Raw genomic sequence first — 3,227 nt, 5'->3', positions numbered from 1 at the left:
CGGCGCCCAGCAACTCGTCACCGACGGCGACGTCGCCCATCGTCGTCCAGCCGTTGGGCGTCGGCAGCGGGGTATCGAGGGCCAGCGCCTTACCCACGCCAGGCCTGGCCGCGACGATGATCATCTGGCCCGGATGCAGCCCGTTGGTCACCTCGTCGAGTTCGGTGAAGCCGGTGGGAACGCCGCGAGCCAGCCCGCCGTTGGAGGCGATCGCATCGATCTCGTCCATCGTCGGCTGCAGCAAGTCCTCCAGTGGGACGAAGTCCTCGGAGAGCCGCCGGTCGGTCACGTCGTAGATTTCGGCCTGCGCCCGGTCCACCACCTCGGCGACATCGGCGCCTTCGGCGCCCGCGTAGCCGTACTGCACCACCCGGGTGCCGGCTTCCACCAGCCGGCGCAGCAGCGCCTTCTCGGCGACGATGTCCGCGTAGTAGCCGGCATTGGCCGCCGTCGGAACCATCGAGATCAACGTGTGCAGATAGGGCGCGCCGCCAACCCGACGCAGCAGGCCGCGGCGATCCAGCTCGGCGGCCACCGTCACCGCGTCGGCCGGCTCCCCGCGCCCATACAGGTCGAGGATGGAGTCGTAGACGTTTTGATGTGCCGGGCGGTAGAAGTCGCCAGGCCGCAGCTTCTCCAACACGTCGGCGATGGCGTCCTTGCTGAGTAGCATCCCGCCCAGCACCGACTGCTCGGCGGCGAGATCCTGCGGGGGTTGGCGGCCGAAGTCCTCGCTGGGCGCCTCCATGCCGGGGTGGCCGAGATCGTCAACGACTGCCACTAGCCTCCCCACCTCCTCCGGCACGACGCTCGAACGCACATTCGATGCGGCTACTTGACGTTAAGTCATGCCACCGACACCGCTGGAGTCAACACATTGCAATCGCCCCACGACCGCAGTCGACGCTAAAGGTTGCTGGCGAGGACTCCAAACGGTCTTGTTCATAGAGCTGTGCATGGTGTGTGCATATCCGTCAAAGGCTGTGTTGAGGGGGTGTGGAGAACTTGTGGAGCAATTCGCGGCATTGCAACATCGCTGCAGATAAGCGCACCACAGACCTGCGCATTTTGTGTGGATGGGAATCTCTTCGGCGTGTCGGGCCGGGTTGCTACTTCGGGCGTGTTGCGTTTCGGGCAATTATTCGCGGCGTTAACGGACGGTTACGTTCGCTAATCGTCAAGTCGGCGTGCAAGTTCGCCAGCCCAGACAGCAACACCAAAACCCCGGTGGCGGCCATTGCGGCCCCACCGAGGCTGGGTATCGAGACTTAACCCTCGGCGACGACGTCGAGCGCGATCTCGACGTCTACGTCCGGGTGTACGTGCAGCGTGACCGCGTGGTTGCCGATGGCCTTGATCGAGCCCTTGGGCAATCGGACGATCCGCTTGTCCAAGCTAGGTCCGCCTGCTTTTTTGATCGCGACAACGACGTCGCTGGGCGTCACCGACCCGAACAGCTTGCCCGAGTCGCCAGCGGTCCTCACGGTTAGAGCAACCGCGCCGAGCGCCTCGATCGCCGTCTTGATTTCGTTGGCGTGCTCCAGGTCTCGCACCTGCTTGGAATCACGTGCCCGGCGAATGTCGTCAACCTGCTTCTGCGCGCCGCGCGATGCGACGATGGCCAGGCCGCGGGGGAGCAAAAAGTTTCGGCCATATCCGTCTTTGACTTCGACGGTGTCGCCGACCGCACCGAGGTGGTCGACATCGGTGGTCAAAATGAGCTTCATTTGTCTGTCAATTCCGTTCTGCGTGAGCCGTTTACCGCGAAGAGGAGGTGAACGGCAGCAGCGCCACCTCACGGGCATTCTTCACCGCGATCGCAATGTCGCGCTGGTGCTGCACGCAGTTTCCGGTGACGCGACGCGCGCGGATCTTGCCGCGCTCGCTGATGTAGGTACGCAGCAACTGGGTGTCCTTGTAGTCGATCTCTTGGCCCTTTTTCGAGCAAAACACGCACTTGCGTGTCTTGATCGGCTTTTCCGGTGCCGGTCGCCGCCTGTTGGACTTAGCCATGTGTGTCTCTTTCGTTCTCTGGTTCTGAAGTTAGAAGGGTGGTTCGTCGTCGCCGCCGCCGAACGAGCCGGAGGCCGGAGCGCTGCCCCATGGGTCATCACCGGTTCCCGCGGCTTCGCCGCCGGTCGGGGCCGGCTGACGCTGGCCTCCGCCACCGCCACCACCGCCGCCGAAGCCACCACCGCCGCCGCCGCTGCGGCTGGCCTTGTTGACCTTGGCGGTCGCGTAGCGAAGCGATGGGCCGATCTCGTCGACCTCGACCTCGACCACGGTGCGCTTCTCGCCCTCGCGGGTCTCGAACGAGCGCTGCTTGAGCCGGCCCTGCACGATCACCCGCGAGCCCCGCGTAAGACTCTCGGCCACGTTCTCGGCGGCCTCACGCCAGATGGCGCACCGCAAGAACAGCGCCTCGCCGTCCTTCCACTCCCCGCTCTGCCGGTCGTAGATCCGCGGTGTCGAGGCCACCGTGAAGTTCGCCACGGCGGCGCCGGACGGGGTGAACCGCAGTTCGGGGTCAGCGGTCAGGTTTCCGACGACGGTGATGGTGGTGTCACCAGCCACAGTGACCTCCTGGTCCTCGTGGTCCCGCCGAAGTCGGCGGGTGGGTGGTCATGAGCATGCTGTCGCAGAGCCTACGCAACGGCTCCGACGTGGCGCGGTCATTCGCCAACAGGTCGCTGGTGCTTGATTGACCGACTCCTCCTCATCGCGCTGCCCCCACTGCATCGTCGTCAATCAGTGCTTGTCGGTGCGCATAACTTTGGTGCGCAACACCGACTCGTTCAGGCTGAGCTGACGATCGAGTTCGGACACCGTCGCGGGCGCGGCCTTGACGTCGATCACCGCGTAGATGCCCTCGGCATGCTTCGCGATTTCGTACGCCGGCCGGCGCTTGCCCCAGATGTCGACCTTGTCCACCGTGCCGCCGTCTTTGCGGATGACGTTGAGAAAGGTCTCCAACGACGGGGCAACGGTGCGCTCGTCAAGGGTTGGGTCAAGGATGACCATGATTTCGTATGGACGCATGGGAACCTCATCACCTCCTATGGTCGTCTACGGCCACGGTCTTTTCCGTGGCAGGAGGGTCGCCTGCGTCGGCAACCGCCTCAGGCTACCGGATGGTGGCTGAGCTTGCGAAATCCGGCTCGTCCGCAGTGCTCGCCTGCGCCGATTGCCGGAGCCGTGCGGGACGCAGCTCCGCAGGCAGCCAGCTG

Annotated in this window: 5 protein-coding genes; all 5 read right to left on the bottom strand. The window is 64.8% G+C overall.

What is annotated here, in order from left to right; all coding sequences use genetic code 11:
* The coding region (locus tag WBF82_RS14200; protein ID WP_424383638.1) for a DnaB-like helicase N-terminal domain-containing protein at positions 1–781 on the bottom strand (781 nt) is incomplete at its 3' end.
* Between the two features lie 487 nt (positions 782–1,268).
* Entirely contained in the window at positions 1,269–1,727 is a 459-nt protein-coding gene (gene rplI, locus WBF82_RS14195; RefSeq protein ID WP_424383637.1) for a 50S ribosomal protein L9, read from the bottom strand.
* Between the two features lie 31 nt (positions 1,728–1,758).
* Positions 1,759–2,013: a 30S ribosomal protein S18 gene (gene rpsR, locus WBF82_RS14190; RefSeq protein WP_424383636.1), complete on the bottom strand. Its 255-nt coding sequence runs from the start codon at positions 2,011–2,013 to the stop codon at positions 1,759–1,761.
* A 30-nt stretch (positions 2,014–2,043) separates the two neighbouring features.
* The gene (locus WBF82_RS14185; RefSeq protein WP_424383635.1) at positions 2,044–2,574 is read right to left on the bottom strand and encodes a single-stranded DNA-binding protein; all 531 of its coding nucleotides are present in this window, start codon (positions 2,572–2,574) and stop codon (positions 2,044–2,046) included.
* A gap of 174 nt (positions 2,575–2,748) precedes the next feature.
* A complete protein-coding gene (gene rpsF / locus WBF82_RS14180; RefSeq protein ID WP_424383634.1) occupies positions 2,749–3,039 on the bottom strand; it encodes a 30S ribosomal protein S6 in 291 nt (96 codons plus the stop codon).
* Between the last annotated feature and the right edge of the window lie 188 nt (positions 3,040–3,227).

Origin of the sequence: Mycobacterium sp., assembly GCF_049673265.1 — a bacterium.
Classification (GTDB): Bacteria; Actinomycetota; Actinomycetes; order Mycobacteriales; family Mycobacteriaceae; genus Mycobacterium.
Note: the sequence above shows the minus strand (reverse complement) of the source record. Positions and strands in the feature narration are given on the sequence as shown.

Coding starts and splice junctions, on each gene's coding strand:
- rplI (WP_424383637.1), bottom strand. CDS start 1,727: ATGAAGCTCATTTTGACCACCGATGTCGACCACCTCGGTGCGGTCGGC.
- rpsR (WP_424383636.1), bottom strand. CDS start 2,013: ATGGCTAAGTCCAACAGGCGGCGACCGGCACCGGAAAAGCCGATCAAG.
- rpsF (WP_424383634.1), bottom strand. CDS start 3,039: ATGCGTCCATACGAAATCATGGTCATCCTTGACCCAACCCTTGACGAG.